Origin of the sequence: Moraxella sp. K127, from assembly GCF_015223095.1 — a bacterium.
Classification (GTDB): Bacteria; Pseudomonadota; Gammaproteobacteria; order Pseudomonadales; family Moraxellaceae; genus Moraxella.
This window is the reverse complement of sequence record NZ_JADFBZ010000008.1, coordinates 15161-37282: the sequence shown is the minus strand read 5'-3', so window position 1 is coordinate 37282 and position 22122 is coordinate 15161. Positions and strand designations below refer to the sequence as shown.

26 protein-coding genes are annotated in these 22122 nt (G+C 44.8%); 4 read left to right on the top strand and 22 right to left on the bottom strand.

Annotation, left to right across the window (positions count from 1 at the left end; translation table 11 throughout):
* Positions 1-128 precede the first annotated feature (128 nt).
* On the top strand, positions 129-1343 hold the full coding sequence (sstT, locus tag IM753_RS02960; RefSeq protein WP_065255021.1) for a serine/threonine transporter SstT: 1215 nt from the start codon (positions 129-131) through the stop codon (positions 1341-1343).
* Positions 1344-1370: 27 nt separating this feature from the next.
* Positions 1371-1793, top strand: a complete 423-nt coding sequence (locus tag IM753_RS02955; protein WP_062499799.1) for a hypothetical protein — start codon at positions 1371-1373, stop codon at positions 1791-1793.
* Positions 1794-1851: 58 nt separating this feature from the next.
* Here the strand turns inward: IM753_RS02955 and IM753_RS02950 are convergent, their stop codons facing one another.
* The 9 genes from IM753_RS02950 to rpsP form a co-directional block, all read right to left on the bottom strand.
* Entirely contained in the window at positions 1852-2142 is a 291-nt protein-coding gene (locus tag IM753_RS02950) for an oxidative damage protection protein (RefSeq protein WP_062499797.1), read from the bottom strand.
* Between the two features lie 131 nt (positions 2143-2273).
* Positions 2274-2828, bottom strand: coding sequence for a DUF5565 family protein (locus IM753_RS02945; RefSeq protein ID WP_194108611.1), 555 nt, complete (start codon positions 2826-2828; stop codon positions 2274-2276).
* Between the two features lie 354 nt (positions 2829-3182).
* A complete protein-coding gene (locus IM753_RS02940) occupies positions 3183-3572 on the bottom strand; it encodes a type II toxin-antitoxin system VapC family toxin (protein WP_065255023.1) in 390 nt (129 codons plus the stop codon).
* On the bottom strand, positions 3572-3784 hold the full coding sequence (locus IM753_RS02935) for a hypothetical protein (protein ID WP_062499788.1): 213 nt from the start codon (positions 3782-3784) through the stop codon (positions 3572-3574). Before IM753_RS02935 ends, IM753_RS02940 begins: the two co-directional genes overlap by 1 nt.
* A 90-nt stretch (positions 3785-3874) precedes the next feature.
* Complete coding sequence (gene argH / locus IM753_RS02930) at positions 3875-5242, bottom strand: argininosuccinate lyase (protein WP_194108619.1); 1368 nt, start codon at positions 5240-5242, stop codon at positions 3875-3877.
* Between the two features lie 128 nt (positions 5243-5370).
* Positions 5371-6441 (bottom strand): DUF475 domain-containing protein, encoded by a 1071-nt coding sequence (locus IM753_RS02925; protein ID WP_194108618.1) that lies wholly within the window; start codon positions 6439-6441, stop codon positions 5371-5373.
* Positions 6442-6648: 207 nt separating this feature from the next.
* On the bottom strand, positions 6649-6897 hold the full coding sequence (locus IM753_RS02920) for a YfhL family 4Fe-4S dicluster ferredoxin (RefSeq protein ID WP_029102952.1): 249 nt from the start codon (positions 6895-6897) through the stop codon (positions 6649-6651).
* A gap of 2 nt (positions 6898-6899) precedes the next feature.
* Positions 6900-7433 (bottom strand): ribosome maturation factor RimM, encoded by a 534-nt coding sequence (gene rimM, locus IM753_RS02915; protein ID WP_065255027.1) that lies wholly within the window; start codon positions 7431-7433, stop codon positions 6900-6902.
* Between the two features lie 154 nt (positions 7434-7587).
* Positions 7588-7833: a 30S ribosomal protein S16 gene (gene rpsP / locus IM753_RS02910; protein WP_029102950.1), complete on the bottom strand. Its 246-nt coding sequence runs from the start codon at positions 7831-7833 to the stop codon at positions 7588-7590.
* Positions 7834-8108: 275 nt separating this feature from the next.
* On the opposite strand from rpsP, the gene IM753_RS02905 reads away from it, so the two are divergent.
* A complete protein-coding gene (locus tag IM753_RS02905) occupies positions 8109-9545 on the top strand; it encodes an ATP-binding protein (protein WP_065255028.1) in 1437 nt (478 codons plus the stop codon).
* Positions 9546-9560: 15 nt separating this feature from the next.
* Here IM753_RS02905 and IM753_RS02900 read toward each other — a convergent pair whose 3' ends face one another.
* The 11 genes from IM753_RS02900 to atpB all read right to left on the bottom strand — a co-directional run bounded on the left by IM753_RS02900 (position 9561) and on the right by atpB (position 19510).
* Entirely contained in the window at positions 9561-9731 is a 171-nt protein-coding gene (locus IM753_RS02900) for a hypothetical protein (RefSeq protein ID WP_156064967.1), read from the bottom strand.
* Between the two features lie 277 nt (positions 9732-10008).
* Positions 10009-11688 (bottom strand): ATP-binding protein, encoded by a 1680-nt coding sequence (locus IM753_RS02895; protein ID WP_194108610.1) that lies wholly within the window; start codon positions 11686-11688, stop codon positions 10009-10011.
* Between the two features lie 94 nt (positions 11689-11782).
* Complete coding sequence (locus IM753_RS02890; protein WP_065255030.1) at positions 11783-12505, bottom strand: response regulator; 723 nt, start codon at positions 12503-12505, stop codon at positions 11783-11785.
* Between the two features lie 127 nt (positions 12506-12632).
* Complete coding sequence (locus IM753_RS02885; RefSeq protein ID WP_065255031.1) at positions 12633-13049, bottom strand: F0F1 ATP synthase subunit epsilon; 417 nt, start codon at positions 13047-13049, stop codon at positions 12633-12635.
* Between the two features lie 83 nt (positions 13050-13132).
* Complete coding sequence (gene atpD, locus IM753_RS02880) at positions 13133-14557, bottom strand: F0F1 ATP synthase subunit beta (protein ID WP_065255032.1); 1425 nt, start codon at positions 14555-14557, stop codon at positions 13133-13135.
* Positions 14558-14593: 36 nt separating this feature from the next.
* On the bottom strand, positions 14594-15466 hold the full coding sequence (gene atpG / locus IM753_RS02875) for a F0F1 ATP synthase subunit gamma (RefSeq protein WP_062499204.1): 873 nt from the start codon (positions 15464-15466) through the stop codon (positions 14594-14596).
* Between the two features lie 66 nt (positions 15467-15532).
* Positions 15533-17077 (bottom strand): F0F1 ATP synthase subunit alpha, encoded by a 1545-nt coding sequence (gene atpA, locus IM753_RS02870; RefSeq protein WP_065255033.1) that lies wholly within the window; start codon positions 17075-17077, stop codon positions 15533-15535.
* Positions 17078-17110: 33 nt separating this feature from the next.
* Entirely contained in the window at positions 17111-17752 is a 642-nt protein-coding gene (locus IM753_RS02865) for a F0F1 ATP synthase subunit delta (protein ID WP_065255034.1), read from the bottom strand.
* A gap of 12 nt (positions 17753-17764) precedes the next feature.
* The gene (locus IM753_RS02860; protein WP_029102940.1) at positions 17765-18235 is read right to left on the bottom strand and encodes a F0F1 ATP synthase subunit B; all 471 of its coding nucleotides are present in this window, start codon (positions 18233-18235) and stop codon (positions 17765-17767) included.
* A gap of 96 nt (positions 18236-18331) precedes the next feature.
* Entirely contained in the window at positions 18332-18577 is a 246-nt protein-coding gene (atpE, locus tag IM753_RS02855) for a F0F1 ATP synthase subunit C (protein ID WP_003658962.1), read from the bottom strand.
* A gap of 48 nt (positions 18578-18625) precedes the next feature.
* Positions 18626-19510, bottom strand: coding sequence for a F0F1 ATP synthase subunit A (gene atpB, locus IM753_RS02850; RefSeq protein ID WP_062499199.1), 885 nt, complete (start codon positions 19508-19510; stop codon positions 18626-18628).
* Between the two features lie 282 nt (positions 19511-19792).
* Here atpB and IM753_RS13205 point away from each other — a divergent pair, with 282 nt between their 5' ends.
* Positions 19793-19915 carry a hypothetical protein gene (locus IM753_RS13205; RefSeq protein WP_255518626.1) on the top strand — a complete coding sequence of 41 codons (123 nt, stop codon included), beginning with the start codon at positions 19793-19795 and terminating at the stop codon, positions 19913-19915.
* A 198-nt stretch (positions 19916-20113) separates the two neighbouring features.
* On the opposite strand, the gene IM753_RS02845 is transcribed toward IM753_RS13205, so the two are convergent.
* Complete coding sequence (locus IM753_RS02845; protein ID WP_194108609.1) at positions 20114-20500, bottom strand: ATP synthase subunit I; 387 nt, start codon at positions 20498-20500, stop codon at positions 20114-20116.
* Positions 20501-20920: 420 nt separating this feature from the next.
* Complete coding sequence (locus tag IM753_RS02840; RefSeq protein WP_115247890.1) at positions 20921-21775, bottom strand: metal ABC transporter substrate-binding protein; 855 nt, start codon at positions 21773-21775, stop codon at positions 20921-20923.
* Between the last annotated feature and the right edge of the window lie 347 nt (positions 21776-22122).

Here is a 22122-nt window from a genome sequence, read left to right as displayed (position 1 = left end):
AACCTTTGAGAATTACTGGCAAAATGAAATTTCATTAACACTTTTATTACAAAAAGTGGTATAGTTATCACATTTTGTAATCTTATCATCTTGTGATTTGACAAGTGTTTATTAATAAGGAATGATTCATGCGACAACTTGTGAATGCATACATGCGAGTGGGGCTTGTGCCACTTATTTTGATTGCCTTGGTATTGGGCGTGTTGATTGGCAGTGTTGCCAAAGATGTTGGCATGTCGCTTGGGGTGCTGGGCGATGTGTTTGTCGGAGCCTTAAAAGCAGTCGCCCCGATACTGGTATTTGCCTTGGTACTCTCTGCCGTGGCAGGGTTTAAGAGCAGTAGTGACGCTCGGGTCAAGCCTGTCATGCTACTATATGTGGTGGGAACATTTACCGCCGCTTTGACTGCCGTACTGGCAAGTTTTGCCTTTCCCATTGAGCTTGTCGGTCTAACCGACATGCAAGCGGTAGAACAGTCCGCCCCCCAATCTTTACGTGAAGTCCTAAAAAACCTACTCATGAATCTGGTCGCCAACCCCGTGACCGCCCTTAGTAATGCCAACTATTTGGGCATTTTGACATGGTCGGTACTGATTGGTCTGGGGCTACGTCATGCGTCCGAGACCACCAAAACGGTCGTACATGACATCTCAAACGCCGTCTCAGCGGTGGTAAAATGGATTGTGGCGATTGCCCCATTTGGTATCTTGGGATTGGTCTCTAAGACCGTGGCAGAGACAGGTTTTGATGGTCTGGCAAGCTACGCCAAACTACTTATCGTACTGGTCGGTGCCATGCTGTTTATCGCTTTGGTGGTAAACCCCATCATCGTCTTTGTCAAGACTCGTAAAAACCCCTACCCGCTCGTTATCGCCTGTCTGCGTGAATCAGGGGTGACGGCATTTTTTACCCGTTCATCTGCCGCCAACATTCCCGTGAACATGAACCTTGCCAAAAAACTTGGGCTAAACGAAGACACCTATTCGCTCACCATTCCACTGGGGGCAACCATCAACATGGCGGGAGCTGCCATCACCATCAACATCTTGACACTTGCCGCCGCTCATACCCTTGGCGTGGAAGTGAGCTTCTTTCAAGCCCTACTGCTTGCCATCGTCGGAGCGGTGAGTGCTTGTGGTGCCTCAGGTGTGGCAGGTGGTTCACTACTGCTCATCCCGTTGGCGTGCGGACTGTTTAACATCTCTAACGACATCGCCATGCAGGTCGTCGCCATCGGCTTTATCATCGGTGTGGTGCAAGACTCAGCAGAGACTGCCCTTAACTCATCAACGGACGTGCTATTTACCGCCGCCTCCGACCCTAAATATGCGTATAAGGGTTAAAAGATTCAAAGGACAAAAGGAGAAATGATGAAAAAATTATTATCAACTCTCATCATGGCAGGGGTACTGGTTGGTTGTGCCAGCACACCTGCCACGCCGTCTGCCATGCCATCGCTACTGGTCATGGCAAACACCAAAAAGACCAACGAGCCACTCAGCCCTGATACCTATGTGGACGGTGTGGGTATGCTCCATTTTAAGGATTATCATGATAAAGTGGTGTATCAGGACAAGATTTATCTGCTTGATAGCTATGTTATCCCCTTAGAACAGCCCTTTTATATCCATGTACGCACGGCAGACGGCACGCCCATCATGCCCGATACAGCAACCAAGGTGGCAACCGACTATATCGCCCCCAAAGGTTGTACCGAGCCGTTGGTTCGCCGTGCAGACCTAGATAAAAGCACCAATGACAAGAGCGAATGGATTATTGGCGTGGCGTGCTAATTTCTTTTTTAGTCAAAAACAAAATCGGACACTAAGTCCGATTTTTTGTTGCACAACGCTAGCTATCTTTTGGCTTAAACCCTGCTGGGCGTTCATAGTCGCCATTGTCTAAGAATAGTTCACGCTGTTCGGCGATGAATTTTTTGGCGTCTTTATCTACCATGCTTAGGTGTTTTTCGTTGATGAGCATGGTTTGTAGTTCTAGCCATTCGCTCCATGCCTTTTGTGAAACGGTGTTTTGTAGCTCTTCGCCTTTGGCATTGGGAAAGGGGGGGTTGGGCATTTTTGGTAGATTTTCTTGGTATTTGCGACAAAAAACCAAATTGGCTTTGGGGTTAAAGATTTCCATGATTTTTTCCAAAGTAAAAAGGATGTTATAGCAAATGTGGGGGCGGATTTGGGGTTGTCAAGGGGTGTCATGGATAAATTACACCCCTTGATAAGGGCTAAACCCCTTCAAAAATCAGCCCAATTTGCCAATCACGCCTTAACAGGCCATTTAAGTCCAAAATCACGGCGTTTGATTTTAACCATGTCGCCATTACCCCTATGCCACACCACACCTTCGACCACATGGGTTTCAAACCATGCTTTTAAGCCGTCAAAATCTCTTGGCGGTTCGTCATCAAATCGCCAATCGCCATGTTTGACAAGCTCATGCTTGGGGCGGTTGTATGGATTGCCTTGCACTTTTGGACCGATAGGCTCATAAGTGCCGTCCGCTCCGTCAAAATCGGCAAAGGCTTCATTATGCCAACGGTCAGCAGGGTTGTCGCTTTGCACCGCTACCCAGCCTGGCCAATGCCCTGTAACGCTGTCAGGCTCTTGGGCGGGGATAAAGCCGTCTGGCGGGGTTTTGCCTTTTTTGGCATCATAGCGTTTGTAGAGTTTGCCGTCTTGGACGAGCGTGGACGTGCCGTCTATTTTGACCGTTGCCACGCCTTCGCCTTGCACAACCCATTCGGCTCCTGCCGCCACGTCATCATAGACTTGGCGAGTGCCTTCATAATCTCTTTTAAATAGACTTCTTTCCAAATCCTGATTTTTATGGATTTTTAAAAACTTCAACCCCAATACTTATAAGGGTTTATTTTTAGTTTGGAAAGAGATTTAATAAAGAAATGACTTTTTTCATAAAAAACTCCAATAAAAAAACCACCCAAAAATTTGAGTGGTTCTAAGTTAAACGTACACGCACGACCTAACTTGCCACTCCTAGTTTGGGGTAGCAAATGCAAATGGTTGCAGATAAAGTGTGTGCTTTATCTGTCAAAACAGTAGGTAAAAAGGGTAATTGTGTCATTGTGCGATAATTACAAAAATAAAAATCTATGGTAAATGAAAAGTTGGGGGTTGTCAAGGGGTATGCTTCACACCAATCAATTTTAACTACCAAACCACCATTAAATCATAACTGGCACAATGCCCGTCAGAGCTGATAAACGCAAGGTCATTGGCGATTGCGTGAGAGATTAGCATTCTATCAAAAGGGTCTTTATGATAAAAAGGTAGGTTTTGTAAAATTTTTATCGTATCCCATGTCATGTCTAATTTGACAATGTTTTTTTGCACCAATAGTTTTTCAAAAATATCTTGCCAATTGTCATCAATGATAAGTTTACCAATGCTTGCTTTGATTGCAATCTCATTCATGCTAAGCAGGCTATAATATAGGGGATTGTTGGGATTTTGAATGATTTGTTTGGCTTTATTGGATAATTTATCAGGCTCGCTCAATAGCCATATAATCGCTTGGGTGTCTAATAAATAACCACGCATCACATATAATCCCCAAATTCATCTAACGGCTCATTAAAATCGTCCGCCATATAGCTTACCAAGCCTTCTGCTCCGCCAAGCGTGCGTTGTTTGGATTGTTTTTGGTCAAGGAATTGGCGAAAGGCTTGTAATATGGATTGTTCATTTAATAGCCCAATTTCACGAGCTTGTTTGGATAAATCATCAGGAATATGCAGGGTAAGTGTTGTCATGGCTTGTCCTTATTAAAATATCACCCCAATTTTAGCACATCTTTTTGATGATGAATATGCCAAATTGGGGTAATGGTTTAATCAGCTTAATCAACCTTTAATCTTCCCACGCCCCCGCTCAATCGCCTTTACCACCTGCTCTGGGGCGGTACCCCCGATATGATTACGAGCGTTTAGCGAGCCTTCTAGGGTTAGGCAGTCAAAGACATCATCGCCAATCAGCGGACTAAACGCCTTTAACTCATCAAGGCTTAGCTCGCTCAAATCCACGCCTTTTGATACGCCAAGTGCCACCGCACTCCCAACCACTTCATGAGCATCACGAAACGGCAAGCCTTTTTTGACCAGATAATCCGCCAAATCAGTCGCTGTGGCATAGCCCTTCATCGTGGCGGTACGCATATTTTCTGCGTTTGGCGTGATGTTTGGGAGCATATCGGCAAAGGCGATGAGCGAGCCTGTCAGCGTATCCACGCAGTCAAACAGCGGTTCTTTATCTTCTTGGTTGTCCTTATTGTACGCTAGGGGCTGATTTTTCATGAGCGTAAGCAGGGTTGTGAGCTGTCCGAACACACGAGCGGTCTTACCACGCACAAGCTCTGGCACGTCAGGATTTTTCTTTTGGGGCATGATAGACGACCCCGTGCAAAAGCGGTCAGGGATATGGATAAAGCCAAACTGTGCCGACATCCACAAAATCAGCTCTTCGCTCATGCGAGATAGGTGCATCATCAAAATGCTGGCGTTGGCGGTAAATTCAATGGCAAAATCACGGTCAGACACTGCATCGAGTGAGTTTTCACAAATGCCGTCAAAGCCAAGCAGGCGAGCGGTGATTGTGCGGTCAATGGGATAAGTCGTCCCTGCCAAGGCCGCCGAGCCTAGGGGCATTTGGTTAATGCGAGTGCGAGTTTGGGCAAAACGCTCGCTATCACGGCAAAGCATCTCAAACCACGCCATGACATGATGAGCAAAACTCACAGGTTGGGCGGTCTGCAAATGCGTAAAGCCGGGCATGATGGTCGTGGTGTGTTTGCTTGCCAAATCTAGCAGACCATTTTGTAATTTGCCAATCAAGGCGATGATTTTGTCGGTCTCATCTCTTAGATATAGGCGAATGTCGGTCGCCACTTGGTCATTACGGCTACGCCCTGTGTGCAGTTTTTTGCCGACATCGCCAATCAAGGCGGTCAAGCGACTCTCCACATTCATATGAACGTCTTCTAGCTCCACACGCCATTCAAATTCACCACGCTCAATCTCACCTTTGATTTGGGTCAGTCCGTCCACGATTTGACGGCTCTCATCGGCGGTGATGATACCGCACTGCCCAAGCATGGTGGCATGGGCGATAGAGCCTTGTATGTCTTGATTTGCCATGCGTTTGTCAAAATTGACCGAAGCGGTAAATTCGGCAACAAAACGGTCGGTGGCTTCGCTAAAGCGTCCGCCCCACATTTGGGCAGTTTGGGTAGTAGTCATGATAATGCCTTATTGATGAAAATAAGGCGTATCTTAACAATGAATGCAGTAGAGTACAAGCGGTTTTGCTGTTTTATGGCATTATTTGTGCTAAGTGTGGCTTATCACTGCTTGGAGATAGACTCAGGTGAATTATTTTTGCGATAGCGAATGGAAGCTATCACCGACGCCACGATAAAGGCAACCCCGATAAGTCCCGTGATAATCTCTGGCACATGAAATTTCATCGAGATGAGCATAATAATCGCCAACGCCCCAATGGCATAATGAGCCCCGTGTTCTAGGTACACAAACTCATCCAGCGTGCCTTTTTCGACCAAGAAAATCGTCATCGAACGCACAAACATCGCCCCAATAGCAAGGCCAATCATGATGATAACCACGTCATTGGTAATGGCAAACGCCCCAATCACCCCGTCAAAACTAAATGACGCATCCAATACTTCTAGATATAAAAAGCCTGCGATACCGCCTTTGGCAATCGCTCCTGCCACTTCGTTGCCGTCCACTTTGTCATCGTCATTATCGCTTTCTAAGAAAGTAGATAGCACGTTTACGCCCATATAAATAAGAATGCCCCACACGCCTGCCATAAGAACAGCAGGTTCATGTACTTCATCTACCCACGACAAAGATGTCATCAAAATCACAATCGCCACAAACACGCTCATGGCATCGACTTTACCAAATTTGGCAAGGCGTTTTTCAAGCCAGCCAAACCAATGAATGTCTTTGTCATCAAACACAAAGTTCAAAAAGACAAGGAGTAGGAACATACCACCAAACGCGGCAATCTCGGCATGGTGAGCCATGAGCTTGGCGGAGTATTCTGTGGGATTGTTCAGTGCCAAATCGACAACTTCTTTCATACCCATGTCTGCCGTTACCGCCACGATGACAATGGGAAACACCAGTCGCATACCAAACACAGCGATAAGCATACCCACGGTTAAAAACAGCATTTTCCAAAACTTATCCCAATGCTTTAAGACGGACGCATTGACCACCGCATTATCAAAGGACAATGAGATTTCCATCAGTGCCAGCACCATTGTAATAAACAGTGCCGAGAGCATGGCGGTTGTCCCACCATGCGTAAAGCCCCAGTACGCCGCCCCAATCAAGCAGACGATGGTAAAAAATATGTCAAAATAAAAATGTCTTAGGGTTTTCATCATGGATGAGATGTTCCTGTTTTATAACAAGAAAAGCGATAAATAATCATGCTTAATGAGCTTGATATTTACCACAGATTTGTAGGGGCGTGTTGAACACGCTCTTGGTTGGTACACTATCTTTATAGGTGCGTAGAGCCAGCTCTCTACATTCATACATCATAGATTTGTGGTAATTTTAAAGTTTTGTAGCCATATCGGCCTTATCTAGCTGTTGGTAATTTTGTGATATTTGGCAAGTAGCTCATCTTCGCTCTCGTCATAATCAGGGTCTTTGGGAATGCAGTCCACAGGACAGATGTCCACGCATTGGGGTGTGTCATAATGCCCCACGCATTCGGTGCATAGGTCGGGATTGATGACATAGATGTCATCCCCTGCGGATATGGCTTCATTGGGGCAGACAGGCTCACACACATCGCAGTTGATACAGTCAGTTGTGATTTTGAGTGCCATGCTTAGTAATCCTTACCCCATGCCACGAGCATGGTTTTGGCATCCAAATCCACATTAAGGACGATGTCGCTGTGCCACGGAATCAGCCTTTCTTCACCATCGACACTCACTTTTGTGGGTTTGACTGAAATAATAGCATGAGCGGATGTCTCAAACATCTCTTTGATAACGCCCAAATTGTCGCCTTCTTCGTTGATGACCGTTAGCCCCACCAAATCCGACCAGTAATACTCATCGTCATCTAACGTAGGCAAATTTGATTTATCTACCCAAATGCTCACGCCATTCATGGTCTCTGCCACGTTACGGTCAGGCACTTCCTTAAAACTTGCCACCAACCCTGCCCCCTGCTCTCGCCAGTCACTAACCGTCAAAGGACGAAAACCAAGTGCTGTTTTCATGTACCAATGGGGCATGTCAAAGATGTCCGAGCGGTTGTCAGTCAAGCTAAATACCCACAGCCAGCCCTTAATGCCATAAGGCTTTTTTAGGGTGGCGATTTGGATGAGCGTGTCGGGATTGGGCGATGTTGTCATGGCGTTTTAAATAATTAATAAAAATAAATGCTTGCAAGGCAAATAAAAGTTTTGACTTATTTTAAAATCAGTAAAGAGATAAATAAAAATCGGTCTGCATGACACTCATCAATCAATGATAAGAGACACACAAACCGACACAAAATGTCAGCGATTACGCTTTGTTGCTAGCCTTAACCAGTTGAGCAACACGGTCAGAAGGCTGAGCCCCTTTACCAATCCACGCATTATAAGCGTCTTGGTCAATGCGAAACGCTTCTTCTTGACCACGAGCCAGTGGGTTAAAGAAACCAATACGCTCAATGTGGCGACCGTCACGAGACGCACGCTTGTCGGCAACAACGATTTGGTAGAATGGGCGTTTTTTTGAACCGCCACGAGCTAGACGAATAACAACCATGATAATTCTCTCTTGAATTCATTAAATGATAAAGTATTTGCAAGAAAAAACTGGTCGCCAAAAATGTGAGGATGAGCCGATGGCAAAACCAGATTTATAAAAAGACCCTAATTATACCAATTTTTACGCCATTTTCAAAGTAATTTTTTAAAAATTCTCATGTCATGGTGTAACGCCTGACGACATGGGCATAAATTGGTTTGGCAAAGTAATTTCCGACTTTATATACAAAACGTGTGTTAAAATAGAATCTATCGCACTTTTGTCCCATTTTTATGAAAAAAAATTACAAATACTGGCAACTTAAAATCAGACACACGCTAAATTCTAACACATGGCAGACGGTCAGCATGGTGATTTTTATCGTCTTTGCCAGTATCGCCCTATCGATTTGGCTCATTTGGCGAAGCCTGTACCTGCCTGAGATTAAGAATCACGCCAGTTATCTGGCAAGCGAGCTGACCTTTATTGACAACGCTAATCAGAGCTTTGCAGACGACCCTGACATGCTCAAATGGGTGCAGGACAACAGCCATGTACAAATCATCAGCGACCCGAGCGAGTTCCCTGTGGTCAATGACAAGATAGTGGCTGACTTTTTTACCGACATCTTTGCAGGGCAAGTCAGCCGAGAGCTTGGGCGTGAGGTCAAGGTCTATTTTAAATTCAAGCCAACCCCGAAGCTGTGGATTTGGGACAGCAAATACCCCAACGTTTGGCTACGTGAACCTGTCATTCACTACTCGCAGTACAGTGCGGGGTTACTGGCAGGCTTTGTGTTTGGCTTGCCGATTTTGACCATTTTGGTGAGTCTGATTTTGGTGCGTCGCCTAAATCGCCCACTTAAAAAACTAGAACGCACCGCCAATGACTACATTCATCTGGGACATGCGACCGTGTTGCCCGAGGTTGGCTCAAATGAGATTCGTAAAGTCAATACCGCCTTTAACCGCCTGTTTCACACCCTGCACCAAGCCCAAAAAGAACGCACCATCATGCTCGCTGGTATCAGTCATGACTTACGCACGCCCCTAACTCGCATGCGACTGACCGCCGAGATGTTGCCTGATGAGTTTTTTCGGGAAGGACTGGTGTATGACATCGAGGACATGGACGCCATCTTGGAGCAGTTCATGTCATTTATGAAAGACGGCTCGGATGAAGCGGTGCGAGCGACCAATTTGGAGCTGATTTTCCATGAAATCAGCGTGCAGTTTAATGACGTGCGTTTTGTCTATGACAATCGAGTCGCCGAAGATGTCATGGTGCGTCCTTTATCCATGAAGCGTCTGATTGTCAATTTGGTCAATAATGCGGTGCGTTATGGGCGTGAACCCATCCATTTGGGGGCGGTGATTGGCTATCAAGAGTCTGATGATTTGACCGCCAACACCCTTAAAAAAAGAATACTCACCATCAGCGTGCGTGATGAGGGCGAGGGCGTGGCGGAGAGTGAACTGCAACGCATCATGCAGCCTTTTGAGCGTGGTGAGACAGCACGGACGACCCAAGGCAGTGGACTGGGGCTTGCCATCGTCAGTCGTATCGCTCACTTGCACCAAGGCGAGGTCATCGCTCGCAATCATGACAATGGCGGGCTAGAAGTCCTTGTGCACATTCCTTTGGTGGATACTGTACCAAACACAACCGATACACCATCAGACAACCCGACAAAGCATGATGTCAATCAAAGTAATCATCAAACCAAGTAAACTGCGTTGTGTTTATTATTTTTCACCAATCTCAGGGGGCAGCTGATTGGTCGTATCGGCAAAGCTGACGGGAGCGACAAGACTGGCTTTGGCTTGCTCAACATTCTTATCGGTGCTAGGCACCAACAGAAAATAACCCAGCAGAGCCGCATTAGCAAGCACCAATAATCCAAAAAGATAAGGCATATTCACATCCTGATAAAGTTTGTGATTTATTTTAGCATAACTTTCCTAGGGCGTGTTGAACTTTTATATTTGCAATGAAAAATAGGAAAAATCGCCCGTTTTTCAAGGAAGAATCCGCAGTTGATATTAAAATATCAACAAGGATTTTGACGCAGAAAAACAAGATTTAGCCATTTTTCATGCAAAAACAGTCGTTTATTTTTATCAATTTTTAAAATGTAAATAGTGTTATAAAGGTTCGGCACGCCCTAACCACGCCAGTTATCTGCATTTATCGCTATTCGTCTGTGCCGATGAGTTTTTTCTCACTTTTTGCCCCTGTCAGCTCATCTGCCACGATGACCACGCCCACCTGTTTGACGGGCCATTCCATGGTAAATCTCGCCCCGTGCAAACTTGGGCTTTCATCCACACTCATGTTGCCACTAAACCAAAACGCAATCCGTGAGACAATGGACAGTCCAAGCCCATAGCCACCTGACGCACGGGTACGACTGTCATCAAGGCGAGCAAAAGGAATGAACACTTTTTCACGGTCAGCTTCGGGAATCCCATGCCCATCATCTTCGACGGTGACAAATGCCATGCCTTTTTTGACCCCTGCACTGATGATGATGGTGCTTTTGGCATAACGTAAGGCATTGCCCGCTAGGTTTTGTACCACACGGTGCAAATAACGCCTGTCTGCCATCGCCACCACTTTTTGGGCAGGCGGTTTGATTTGTATGGCAATGGGCTTGCCCAAAGCATTGGTCTCACGCTCGATTTGTTCAAGGAGCTCTTTTAAGCACACCATTTCCCAATCCATCTTGGGCGAGCCTTCTTCGAGCTTGGCATAAGTCAAAATTTCATCAATGAGTTCATTTAAAGAAGCGATGTCTTCATCAATATACTGCTTTTGCATCTGCCGAGAGTCATAATCATCGTCATCAGCAAGCATATCCACCGCAAAACGAATGCGCGCCACGGGTGTTCTTAGTTCATGCGAGACAGCTCTGGTCAGCTCACGTTGGGACTCGATGAGTCTTTTGATGTGGCGAGTCATGGTGTTAAAGGTTGATGACAGACGGGCAATATCATCATACCCTGCCACCTGCACCATGGTGTCGAGCTTGCCTTCGGCAACTTTATTAACCCCCATTTGTAACAGTTGCAAACGTCGCTCCAATGGGAAAATCAGGGCATATACACCAAAACTAACCAACAAAAGACAAATTAGGATGATACTGATGATGACATCCAAAGAGAAAAAATTAAACAAAGGCACGGTCACCACCAGCACTTCGTTAGGAATGGTTGATGCCATCATGACCGATAGGTGCGGTCTTTGATTTTCATTGTCAAAACTCAGTACTGCCTTGCCGGCACTTAGTCGGTCAAATTGCTCCCGATCCAAGCCCAAGGTCGGTAAAGGCAACAATGCCATAGAATAGCCAAATTTTTGACTTAGGCGGGCAAGATGTGCTTGCTTATCTGCCAAGGACGGGTAATGTTGCAATTCATCTAACAAAAATCCCATAACAGCATGGATTTGACGCTCATTAATGCGGTCAAGTTCAGCAGAGAGCACACTGCCATCATTATCTATGGCGTGATACACCGTTGAATGACGTGAAATCTCATCATAACGAACCACCGACTTGCCTTCTTTTAGTCTTTTTAACTCACGACCTTTGAGTTCAAGACTATCCATTGGCACAATGTGTATCTCCGAGCCAAATTCCCGACCAACCGCCATAAGCCAAGGCTCTTTTTCTTCCACGGAACGTCTATCATAGGACGCTGTCCCCAAATAAAAAGCGACCGTGGCGATAGATTCTCGATAAGACTGCAAACGCTGCTGATTAATCGCTTGCATGAGAAAATAACCAAAAAAAGCGACCAAAAAGCAGATGAGCAAAAGCCCTGCATAAATACGAAAAAAGATACTGCGTTCGGTGATGGATGAGATTGCCATATCATTGACTTATCATGAGTAAAAATAAAAAGCCAGCGATGTGGCTGGCTTTATTGTAGCATAGCTTGGATATTGACCGATATTAAGATTACAATTAATTGCCTTCTTTAACAAACAGATAACCTTTGCTACGCACGGTTTTGATGCGCTTGGGATTTTCTGGGTCATCGCCAATTTTTGGACGAATACGAGAAATGCGTACGTCAATCGAGCGGTCTTGACCGTCATATTCAATACCACGAAGTCGCTCAAAAATATCTTCACGAGACAAGATACGACCAGCATTTGATGCAAGCAGCCACAACAAATCATACTCAGCACTGGTGAAATCAACCAACTCATCGTTTAGAGTTACCGAACGACCACCATTGTCAATGACCAGATCACCAAACTCCAGACGCTGTGGTGTATCATCTGTCGGTGCGGTGTCAGAACGACGTAGTAAGGCACGGATACGAGCTAACAATACTCGGGGCTGAGCAGGTTTTGCCACATAATCATCCGCTCCCATCTCCAAGCCTAACACTTGATCCATGTCTTCGGTGCGTGCTGTTAACATTAAAATCGGCTGAGCATAGTGTGGACGCACTTCACGGCACACCGTCAGACCATCGCTACCTGGCAACATGACATCGAGCACCACCAAATCAGGCTGTTCACTAATAATGCGACGAATCGCACGAGTGCCATCAGTTTCAATCGCCACGTCCAAACCATTGCGTCTGAGATAGTCTTGCGTTAGCATGGCAAGGCGTTCATCATCTTCAACAATCAGAATTCGGGGAATGTCTTCTTTTTCTGGGGTTGTCGTTGTCATATATTATCCTTGAATACATCAAAAGATACATCAAAATCAGGCAATGCCATCAATCAATTAAATCTGCTTAATGGACGTGCTTATTCTAACAAATTTTTGAGCAATAAGCACGATTTTTCATCAATAATCAAGCACGATTTTTGTACTTTTGAATGGCTTGTAGCTGTGCTAGTGATTCTGCCAATGCTGTTAGGGCAGCGGTCGTATCAATATTGGCACTTTGGTTTGCCAAGGCTTGCTCGGCATTACGACGAGCTTCGGCAATTTTTGCTTCATCCAAATTACTGGCACGTTCTGCCGAGTCAGCAAGCACGGTCACAACCTTGGGTTGAACTTCCAACACGCCACCTTGGACATAAATCACTTCATCTGTGCCATCGGCTGATTTTAGGTGCAAAGGACCTGGTTTTAGCAAGGTGATGATTGGCGTGTGACCCGCCAAAATACCAAGTTCACCGTCGATACCCGAAGCCACAAGCACGCTAATGTCGCCTGAGTAAAGCTCTTCTCTGGCACTGACCACTCGGCATGTAAATGTTGCCATAATGACTCCTATCTTATTTTATATCATCTTTTGTCAGTGATAAACAGTTAAGATTGGAGTGCTCCAATCTTAACTTTGGGACATTAAGCAGCTTTTAGCTTATCAGCTTTGGCAATCACTTCATCAATACCACCAACCATATAGAAGGCTTGTTCTGGCAAGTGGTCATACTCACCACTGATGATAGACTTAAAGCCAGCGATGGTATCACGCAGTGCTACATACTTACCAGGTGCCCCTGTAAATACCTCTGCTACGTGGAAAGGCTGTGATAGGAAACGCTGAATCTTACGAGCACGATAAACAACCAGCTTATCTTCTTCTGACAACTCATCCATACCTAAGATGGCGATGATGTCTTTTAGTTCTTTATAACGTTGTAGCACTTCTTGTACGCCACGAGCGACATTATAATGTTCATCACCGATAACTTGCGGGTCAAGCTGACGCGATGTTGAGTCTAGCGGGTCAACCGCAGGGTAGATACCTTGTGAAGCGATGTCACGGCTAAGTACGACCGTTGCGTCCAAGTGAGCAAAGGTAGTCGCAGGCGATGGGTCAGTCAAGTCGTCCGCAGGAACGTAAACGGCTTGTACAGAAGTAATCGAACCTGACTGAGTAGAAGTAATACGTTCTTGCAACGCACCCATCTCTTCGGCAAGTGTCGGCTGATAGCCTACCGCAGAAGGCATACGACCTAGAAGTGCTGATACTTCGGTACCTGCTAGGGTATAACGATAGATGTTGTCAACGAACAGTAGAACGTCACGACCTTTGCCAGTGGCTTCGTCTTTTTCATCACGGAAGTACTCTGCCATGGTCAAACCAGTCAAAGCAACACGCAAACGGTTCCCTGGTGGCTCGTTCATCTGACCGTACACCATCGCAACTTTTGATTTGGTAAAGTCTTCGGTATTAACAACGCCAGCTTCTTGCATTTCATGATAGAAGTCGTTACCTTCACGAGTACGCTCACCCACACCTGCAAACACTGATAGACCTGAATGTTTTAGGGCGATGTTGTTAATAAGCTCCATCATGTTAACGGTCTTACCAACACCAGCACCACCAAACAGACCAACTTTACCACCTTTTGCAAACGGGCAAAGCAAGTCAATAACCTTAATACCAGTTTCTAGTAGCTCTGTTGAGTTAGATTGCTCATCATAGCTTGGGGCTTCACGGTGAATGGACCATTTTTGCTCAGCATTCACAGGACCTGCTTCATCGATTGGGCGACCCAATACGTCCATGATACGTCCTAGTGTTGCTGTACCCACAGGCACAGAGATGGGTGCACCTGTATTAGAAACAGGCAAACCACGTTTTAGACCTTCGGTAGAACCCATGGCAATGGTACGTACCACACCATCACCTAACTGTTGTTGGACTTCCAAGGTAGTTTCCGTGCCATCAACATGAAGTGCGTCAAAGATTTGGGGGACTTCACCACGGCTAAACTCAACGTCAATTACCGCACCGATAATCTGCACAATACGACCGCTCATTGCGTTCTCCTAATTTTTATATTCAGCTAAACTGACTTATGAAACAGCGGCAGCACCACCAACGATTTCCGAAATCTCTCGGGTAATCGCTGCTTGTCTGAGCTTGTTATAAACCAATTGTAAATCTTTAATTAAATTACCAGCATTATCTGTCGCCGCTTTCATCGCTACCATACGAGCAGATTGCTCTGATGCAATGTTTTCAAGGACGGCTTGATAAACCAATGATTCAATATAGCGTACCATCAAACTGTCAATCAACGTCTTTGTGTCAGGCTCATAGATATAGTCCCAACCGTGACTAATACCCTCATCATCGGACAAAGTCCCCTCAGGTAAGGGAACAAGTTGAGTAATTGATGGTTTTTGGGTCATGGCATTGATGAACTGATTGTACACCAAATAGATTCTATCTAATTTGCCATTTTGGTAATCATCAAGCATGGTCTGTACAGGACTGCTGATGTGTTCATAGCTTGGGCTATCGCCATAATCGGTAACTACCGATGTGACATTACCACCGAAGTTTTTGAAAAAGCCAACACCTTTTGAGCCAATGGCTGCAAACTCAACTTCAACAGACTGCTCTTGGTAAGTTTTGACTGACTTTAATAAACTTTTAAACAGGTTGATGTTTAGACCACCTGCCAAACCACGGTCAGAAGTAACCACGATAAAGCCCACACGGTTCACAGGGCGACTGACCATATAAGGATGCTTATAATCGGACTGTGCTTGCACAAGGTGTGAAATCACACGGTGCATACTTTCAGCATAAGGGCGACCCATGCCCATGCGTTCTTGAGCCCGACGCATTTTACTGGCAGCAACCATCTGCATGGCACGTGTGATTTTCTGAGTGCTTTTAATACTGGTTACTTTTGCACGTATTTCTTTTAAGCTTGCCATAATTATTCCAAAACTGGACTCAGTTTAAATGGGTATATGGTGCATCAATGATACACCATATTGCTCTTAGTAGCTACGAGATGCTTTGAAAGCTTCAATCCCTGCTTTTAGACGACTCTCGATGTCATCATTATAATTGGCAGTCTCATCAATCTCACTCATGAGAACATCATGTTCGCCACGAAGGAAGCTTAACAAACCTTGCTCAAAAGCACCAATTTTTTCAACAGGTACGTCAGCAAGATAGCCTTCGTTTGATGCATAGATAACCGCCGCTTGGTCAGCGATAGACATCGGTGCGTATTGTTTTTGCTTCATCAGCTCAGTCACACGCTGACCGTGTTCTAGTTGCTGTTTGGTTGCGTCATCCAAATCCGATGCAAACTGAGCAAAGGCAGCCAACTCACGATACTGTGCCAAGGCTGTACGGATACCGCCTGAGAGCTTTTTGATGATTTTAGTTTGGGCTGCACCACCCACACGAGATACCGAGATACCAGCGTTTACCGCAGGGCGAATACCTGAGTTAAATAGGTTAGATTCTAAGAAAATCTGACCGTCAGTAATCGAAATCACGTTGGTAGGTACGAACGCTGATACGTCCCCTGCTTGGGTTTCAATGATCGGCAGGGCAGTCAATGAACCAGTTTTACCTTTGACTTCGCCATTGGTGAACGCTTCTACATAGTCCGCATTGACACGAGATGCACGTTCTAACAGACGTGAGTGCAAGTAGAATACATCCCCTGGGTAGGCTTCACGTCCTGGTGGACGGCGTAGTAGTAGCGAGATTTGACGATAGGCAACTGCTTGCTTAGACAAATCATCATAGATGATAAGTGCGTCTTGACCGCGGTCACGGAAGTACTCACCCATGGTACAGCCAGAATATGGGGCGATGTATTGTAGTGCCGCAGGCTCTGATGCTGATGCAACCACAACGGTGGTATAAGCCAATGCACCTGACTCTTCTAGTTTACGCACCACGTTAGCGATGGTTGAGCGTTTTTGACCAACAGCGACATACACACATTTGATGCCAGAGTCTTTTTGGGCAATGATGGCGTCGATTGCCATGGCGGTCTTACCTGTTTGGCGGTCGCCAATGATAAGCTCACGCTGACCACGTCCGATTGGAATCATGGTATCAACCGCTTTATAACCTGTCATAACAGGCTCATCAACCGATTGACGAGCGATAACGCCAGGGGCGATTTTTTCAACTTTATCAGTTAGCTTGGCATTGATAGGACCTTTGCCATCAATAGGATTACCCAAAGCGTCAACCACACGACCCAACAGTTCAGGACCTACGGGTACTTCTAGGATACGACCTGTGCAGTATGCTTTTTGTCCTTCTTGTAGGGGCAAATAGTCGCCCAAAACGACCGCACCGACTGAGTCTTGTTCTAAGTTTAGTGCCATGCCATAGACATTGCCCTCAAACTCAATCATCTCGCCATACATGGCTTCTTCTAGACCATGAATTTTTACAATACCATCAGAGACACTGACGATAACGCCTTCAGTTTTAGCAGTTGCGCTTACGTCAAGGTCTTGAATACGTTGCTTAATCAGATTGCTGATTTCAGCTGGATTCAATTGTTGCATTGCCTTGTTTCCTATAATTTAGACAGCCACAGTTTATGCTGTTAGCTGAGTCTTTAATTGTTTTAACTTGCCACGCACCGAGCCATCAGTAAACTTATCGCCCACTTTAATGGTCGCACCCCCTAACAGTGAACTATCCACAGCCTCGTGTAAAATCACGATAGAACCTGTTGAGATAGCCAAAGATTCTTGTAGGGATTTGCGTTGGGCTTCAGTTAGTGGGTAGGCTGATGTTACGTAAGCGTCAACCTGTTTTAGCTCTTGTGATTTTAGCTTGCTGTAATGAGCATGAATCTCAGGAAGCAAAGACAGTCTATCATTATCAGACAGCTGGCTGACAAAGTTTGTCAATGCCTTATTGGCTGTCAGATGCTTACTTCCTGCTAATACTTCTGCCGCCGCACTCACGTCCACACCCTGCGACGCCGCTGTCTGCAACGTTTGGGCAAGTGGCGAGTTACTCGGTCTTTGACTGGTGTAGATGTCCATCAGCACCGAAGTTTTTTGACTGGCGGGAATGGCTGGATTGTGTAGCAAACCAATAAATGCGTCATCACGCACAATATCCGATGCCATCAACAAGAAGTCTTCCCATTCGTTAATCGCATTTTGCTCTTTAGCATAGTCAAACGCAGCCTTTGCGTAAGGTCTTGCCAAGGTAGATAATTCAGCCATGAGTTCCTCTAATTACAGCTTGGTTGCCAGTTGTGCTAGCATGCTGGCATGTTTTTGTTCATCAACTTTTTCTTCTAGAATCTTTTCAGCACCAAGTACTGCAAGAGTCGCAACTTGTGAACGTAGCTGTTCACGAGTTTGGGCAATTTGTTGGTCAACCGTTTGTTGGGCTGCACCAATAATACGCTCACTTTCAAGACGGGCTGTGACTTTGGCGTCTTCAATCATTTGATTGGCAGTTTTGTTAGCACGTTCAATGATAGAAGCAGCCTCAGCTTTGGCACTTGCAAACTCTGCTTGGACTTGTGACTCAGCAGATGCAAGGTCAGCTTTTGCTTTTTCGGCGGCGTTTAAGCCTTCTTCGATTTTACGTTGACGCTCGTTAATCGCTCCGATGAGTGGTGGCCATACGAATTTCATGCAGAACCACACGAAAAACGCAAACGCAATCATCTGACCGATAATGGTGGAATTAATATTCATCCAATCACCTCATTTGTTAGTGAAAGTCAGGTGATAGCCAATTGCTGTCGGCAAGTAAACTGCCGACAAGAATGGACCTAGACTGACCGCTTCAACTTATGCGAATGGGTTGGCGAATAGTAGAAGCATGGCAATACCAACACCAATCATCGGCACGGCGTCAAGAAGACCTGCCACGATGAACATTTTGGTTTGAAGTTGTGAGCCAAGCTCAGGCTGACGAGCAGTACTTTCTAGGAACTTACCGCCTAGGATAGCAAAACCAATACCAGTTGCCAAAGCACCTGCACCGATTAGAAGAGCCACAGCAAGAAGCGTGTACTGAGCGATTACTGGATCCATGATGTCTCCTTAATGACCTATTTGAAGGGTTAGAATAAAAAGTGTCAATTAATGTTCTGATGTTTGTGAGATGAGCGACAGATAAACAATCGTCAACATCATAAACACGAACGCCTGTAAAGTGATAACTAGAATATGGAAGATTGCCCAAGCCAAATGTAGCGGTACACCCAAGCCTTTGACAAACAAGCTCTCAGACATGTACATAAGTGCAATCAGAATAAAGATAAGCTCACCGGCATACATGTTACCAAACAGTCGCAGACCTAGCGAAATGGGTTTGGCAAGCAGGGTTACTGTCTCTAAAACTAGGTTGACAGGGATTAAAATCGCCTGCAAGATTGGGTTTTTGGCACTAAATGGGTGCAAGGTAAACTCGCCAATAAATCCGCCCACGCCTTTGTATTTAAGACCAAAACCAATGATGAGCAGTAGCACACAAAATGCCATACCGAGCGTGATGTTCGGGTCAGTACTTGGTACAATCTTAAAGTAAACATGGTGCGGGTCATGACCCATCAGACTGCCAATCCACTGTGCGGTACCAGGGATGAAATCAACAGGAATCAAATCCATCAAGTTCATCAAGAAAATCCACACAAAAATCGTCAATGACAAAGGTGCAATCAGCTTTGATGGACCTTTGTAAGATTCACGGACACTGTTGTCCACAAAATCGACAATCATCTCAATGAAGGCTTGTAGCTTGGTAGGTACGCCTGATGTTGCCTTACGCCCAACCATCCAAAACAGCCAGCAAAAGAAAGCACCCAAACCAACCGACCAAAGCATGGAATCCAAATGAATGGCTTTAAAGCCCATCTCTGCGGCTTCTTGGGCGGTGTGTGCCACTTTCCAACCATGTTCTGGATGATAACCATACGTCCAGTTGGTTAAATGGTGAGCAATATATTCTGAAGAATCCGCTGCCATAATAAGCTCTTATTTTTAACTTGGTTAATCAGAACGTGTGAAAAATTCATCACGCAATCCATCAATTTGCAAGGTGTTGAGTTCCCAACACGCTCTAAAATGACACAATAAAAAATTGCTGGTTCAACTTATCCCATAAATATCAATCAGCAATTTTAAATCATTCATTTAAAGTACATTATTGTCAATCATTTCATACAAATCATTGAAAATAGCATACTTGTAAATTTATGAAATTTTTATCGAAATGTTTGTAGGGTGTGTTGACCGTTGGTATTTGCAATGAAAAATGAGAAAAATCGCACGTTTTTCAAGGAAAAAGTGAAGTTTGATAGTCGTTCTATCAAACGAGCTTTTGACGAAGAAAAACAAGATTTAGCCATTTTTCATGCAAAAATTGGTTGAAGTCATTAAACTTTATCACATTGTATAAAATGTTATCAATGTTCAACACGCCCTAAGCAATCCGAAGTATAATACCCTACTTTGGTAGTTCTTGTAAAGGGTAAATATGAGTTTTCTTACAGAATTTTTTCAATTTTTGGCAAAAAAATGAGCATTAAATTTAAAAAATCTAACTATTTTTAAAAATTAATTGATAATTTAAATACGCCACATTACCAGAATATGCACAACTTGTAGGGCAAAATAAGCCAAAATCACCAAAAACGCCCCAATCGGCTTAGCCAACATAAAAATCAGGGCAAAACCCATCAGTGTGATAAACCATTTTATCATCTGCCCCAAATACATGTTGAGCATGATAACACGCCCTGCTCTCGCCCCTGTCGTGCGGTAGGCAATGAGTGTAAACGCACACTGGGCAATGTAGCCAAGCAGTCCGCCAAGTGCCATACTTTTGGTAGCGTGAGCAATGCCTAATATTTCAAGGATAAAGCCCAAACCAATGAGTATCAATACAGCCCATGCTTGGCGAAATTGCAAGCGATACACACGGGCTTGCTGATGACGCTGGGCAGGCTTGCTCATGATGCTCTCAAAAACAAAGTGAAAAATCGTAAGGTTCTGTATTATAAAAAGTTTTAAAAAAACTTACAAGATTTTATCAGTATTTTTTCATCAGTAAAAAGTGATAATATCATTTATTTTTATGATAAATGTAGCATGGGGCTTTTGTTGGTTTTATCAGTTTTAGGAAAATAAAATACAGCTTTGGTTGTATACCTAACGAACTGAATATTTGCCACGGGTTTGTAGGGACTGACTCCGCACATCCTTTAATATATTGTCATTTTTATAGGCGTGCTCAGCACACCCCTACATCCAAACATCATTATACTTGTAGTAATTTTAAAGTTTCTTAGGCATAGCAGGTTTTGATAAACGTCATTTGATAGACAAAAAGGCAATGCTCATCACATCGCCTTTATGTACGCCCTATTCGACAATTTATTTTTGGTCGATACACGCATAAATCTCATTGACGGTCGCCTGCCACACGTCCACAAAATCCGTGCCGTCTGACATGTCTTCTTGTTTGACGAGCGTGCCGACATTGCCGAGTTTGTTTTTAATACCGTCCGAAATCGCCCCTTGCGATAATAGGCACATATAAGGCGATGGACGGTCATTATTTAAAATGCGAAACTGGCTCGCTTTGGGCGACAGGTGATGGTCGGGGGTCAATGCCCCTGCAAAATGTAGATTTGCCGAGCGTTCAAGGTAGGCAAACGAATCATGATACGCCCAATACGCCCGCTTGCGGTCTTTTGATACCTGTGCCACCGCCTTATCCATGGCTTGATGAAACGCCTTGACGTTATTGGCGTACAACCCCTTATGCTCGGGGTTGGCGTGCGAATGCACCACCGCCAACGCTCGCACGATGGCTTTGGCGTTCTCGGGGTCTAGCCAAATATGTGGGTCAAAGGTATCGGCTCGGGGCGTGCCGTCAAGCTGTCGCATGGGCAAGCGATAAAACGCATTCATCTTAAATAGCGAAATGGCGTTGGGGGCGTTATCCAAGGTCTTAACGAGATTTTGTTCCAGTTCATGCCCAAACCACACCACATAATCGCTGTCGCCCACCAGTTTGACCTTGCTCGGCGAGAGACTCCCATGATGACCAACATCGCCTGTGGATAGTAGCATTTGGGCGGTCTCTACCCCTTGTGTTACTGCATTGGACAATAATAACAACGGATAATTACTCACCGTAACCGTGCCTGCATGGGCGGTCGCAGACAGTAGGGCAGGCAAGGCAAATAGGCTTAGTTTGGCAAGGGAGGATTTAGAAACTATCATGGCAACCTTTTAAATAAATTTATTTGGAAAAATCTAAAAAATGGTACAAAACTTGCATAAATTTGCGGTAATGTCTTGCAAGATTATATCATACATCATGGGTTTTTGTTATAATGTATCTAAATTAAGGTGAGCATAAGTATTTTTCTTAAAAATTACCAACACAGACAACGCCCGTTTGATGATATGTTATATCAATGGCATTCATTAGTCATTTTAAAATCGCCCAACTATTTTTATGGTAAAATAACGTATATTTTAAATAAATCTCTTTCCAAACTAAAAATAAGCCCTTATAAGTATTGGGGTTGAGGTTTTTAAAAATCCACAAAAATCGGGGTTTGGAA

Coding starts and splice junctions, on each gene's coding strand:
- sstT (WP_065255021.1), top strand. CDS start 129: ATGCGACAACTTGTGAATGCATACATGCGAGTGGGGCTTGTGCCACTT.
- IM753_RS02955 (WP_062499799.1), top strand. CDS start 1,371: ATGAAAAAATTATTATCAACTCTCATCATGGCAGGGGTACTGGTTGGT.
- IM753_RS02950 (WP_062499797.1), bottom strand. CDS start 2,142: ATGGAAATCTTTAACCCCAAAGCCAATTTGGTTTTTTGTCGCAAATAC.
- IM753_RS02940 (WP_065255023.1), bottom strand. CDS start 3,572: ATGCGTGGTTATTTATTAGACACCCAAGCGATTATATGGCTATTGAGC.
- IM753_RS02935 (WP_062499788.1), bottom strand. CDS start 3,784: ATGACAACACTTACCCTGCATATTCCTGATGATTTATCCAAACAAGCT.
- argH (WP_194108619.1), bottom strand. CDS start 5,242: ATGTGGGGCGGACGCTTTAGCGAAGCCACCGACCGTTTTGTTGCCGAA.
- IM753_RS02925 (WP_194108618.1), bottom strand. CDS start 6,441: ATGAAAACCCTAAGACATTTTTATTTTGACATATTTTTTACCATCGTC.
- IM753_RS02920 (WP_029102952.1), bottom strand. CDS start 6,897: ATGGCACTCAAAATCACAACTGACTGTATCAACTGCGATGTGTGTGAG.
- rimM (WP_065255027.1), bottom strand. CDS start 7,433: ATGACAACATCGCCCAATCCCGACACGCTCATCCAAATCGCCACCCTA.
- rpsP (WP_029102950.1), bottom strand. CDS start 7,833: ATGGTTGTTATTCGTCTAGCTCGTGGCGGTTCAAAAAAACGCCCATTC.
- IM753_RS02905 (WP_065255028.1), top strand. CDS start 8,109: ATGAAAAAAAATTACAAATACTGGCAACTTAAAATCAGACACACGCTA.
- IM753_RS02900 (WP_156064967.1), bottom strand. CDS start 9,731: ATGCCTTATCTTTTTGGATTATTGGTGCTTGCTAATGCGGCTCTGCTG.
- IM753_RS02895 (WP_194108610.1), bottom strand. CDS start 11,688: ATGGCAATCTCATCCATCACCGAACGCAGTATCTTTTTTCGTATTTAT.
- IM753_RS02890 (WP_065255030.1), bottom strand. CDS start 12,505: ATGACAACGACAACCCCAGAAAAAGAAGACATTCCCCGAATTCTGATT.
- IM753_RS02885 (WP_065255031.1), bottom strand. CDS start 13,049: ATGGCAACATTTACATGCCGAGTGGTCAGTGCCAGAGAAGAGCTTTAC.
- atpD (WP_065255032.1), bottom strand. CDS start 14,557: ATGAGCGGTCGTATTGTGCAGATTATCGGTGCGGTAATTGACGTTGAG.
- atpG (WP_062499204.1), bottom strand. CDS start 15,466: ATGGCAAGCTTAAAAGAAATACGTGCAAAAGTAACCAGTATTAAAAGC.
- atpA (WP_065255033.1), bottom strand. CDS start 17,077: ATGCAACAATTGAATCCAGCTGAAATCAGCAATCTGATTAAGCAACGT.
- IM753_RS02865 (WP_065255034.1), bottom strand. CDS start 17,752: ATGGCTGAATTATCTACCTTGGCAAGACCTTACGCAAAGGCTGCGTTT.
- IM753_RS02860 (WP_029102940.1), bottom strand. CDS start 18,235: ATGAATATTAATTCCACCATTATCGGTCAGATGATTGCGTTTGCGTTT.
- atpE (WP_003658962.1), bottom strand. CDS start 18,577: ATGGATCCAGTAATCGCTCAGTACACGCTTCTTGCTGTGGCTCTTCTA.
- atpB (WP_062499199.1), bottom strand. CDS start 19,510: ATGGCAGCGGATTCTTCAGAATATATTGCTCACCATTTAACCAACTGG.
- IM753_RS13205 (WP_255518626.1), top strand. CDS start 19,793: ATGAAAAATGAGAAAAATCGCACGTTTTTCAAGGAAAAAGTGAAGTTT.
- IM753_RS02845 (WP_194108609.1), bottom strand. CDS start 20,500: ATGAGCAAGCCTGCCCAGCGTCATCAGCAAGCCCGTGTGTATCGCTTG.
- IM753_RS02840 (WP_115247890.1), bottom strand. CDS start 21,775: ATGATAGTTTCTAAATCCTCCCTTGCCAAACTAAGCCTATTTGCCTTG.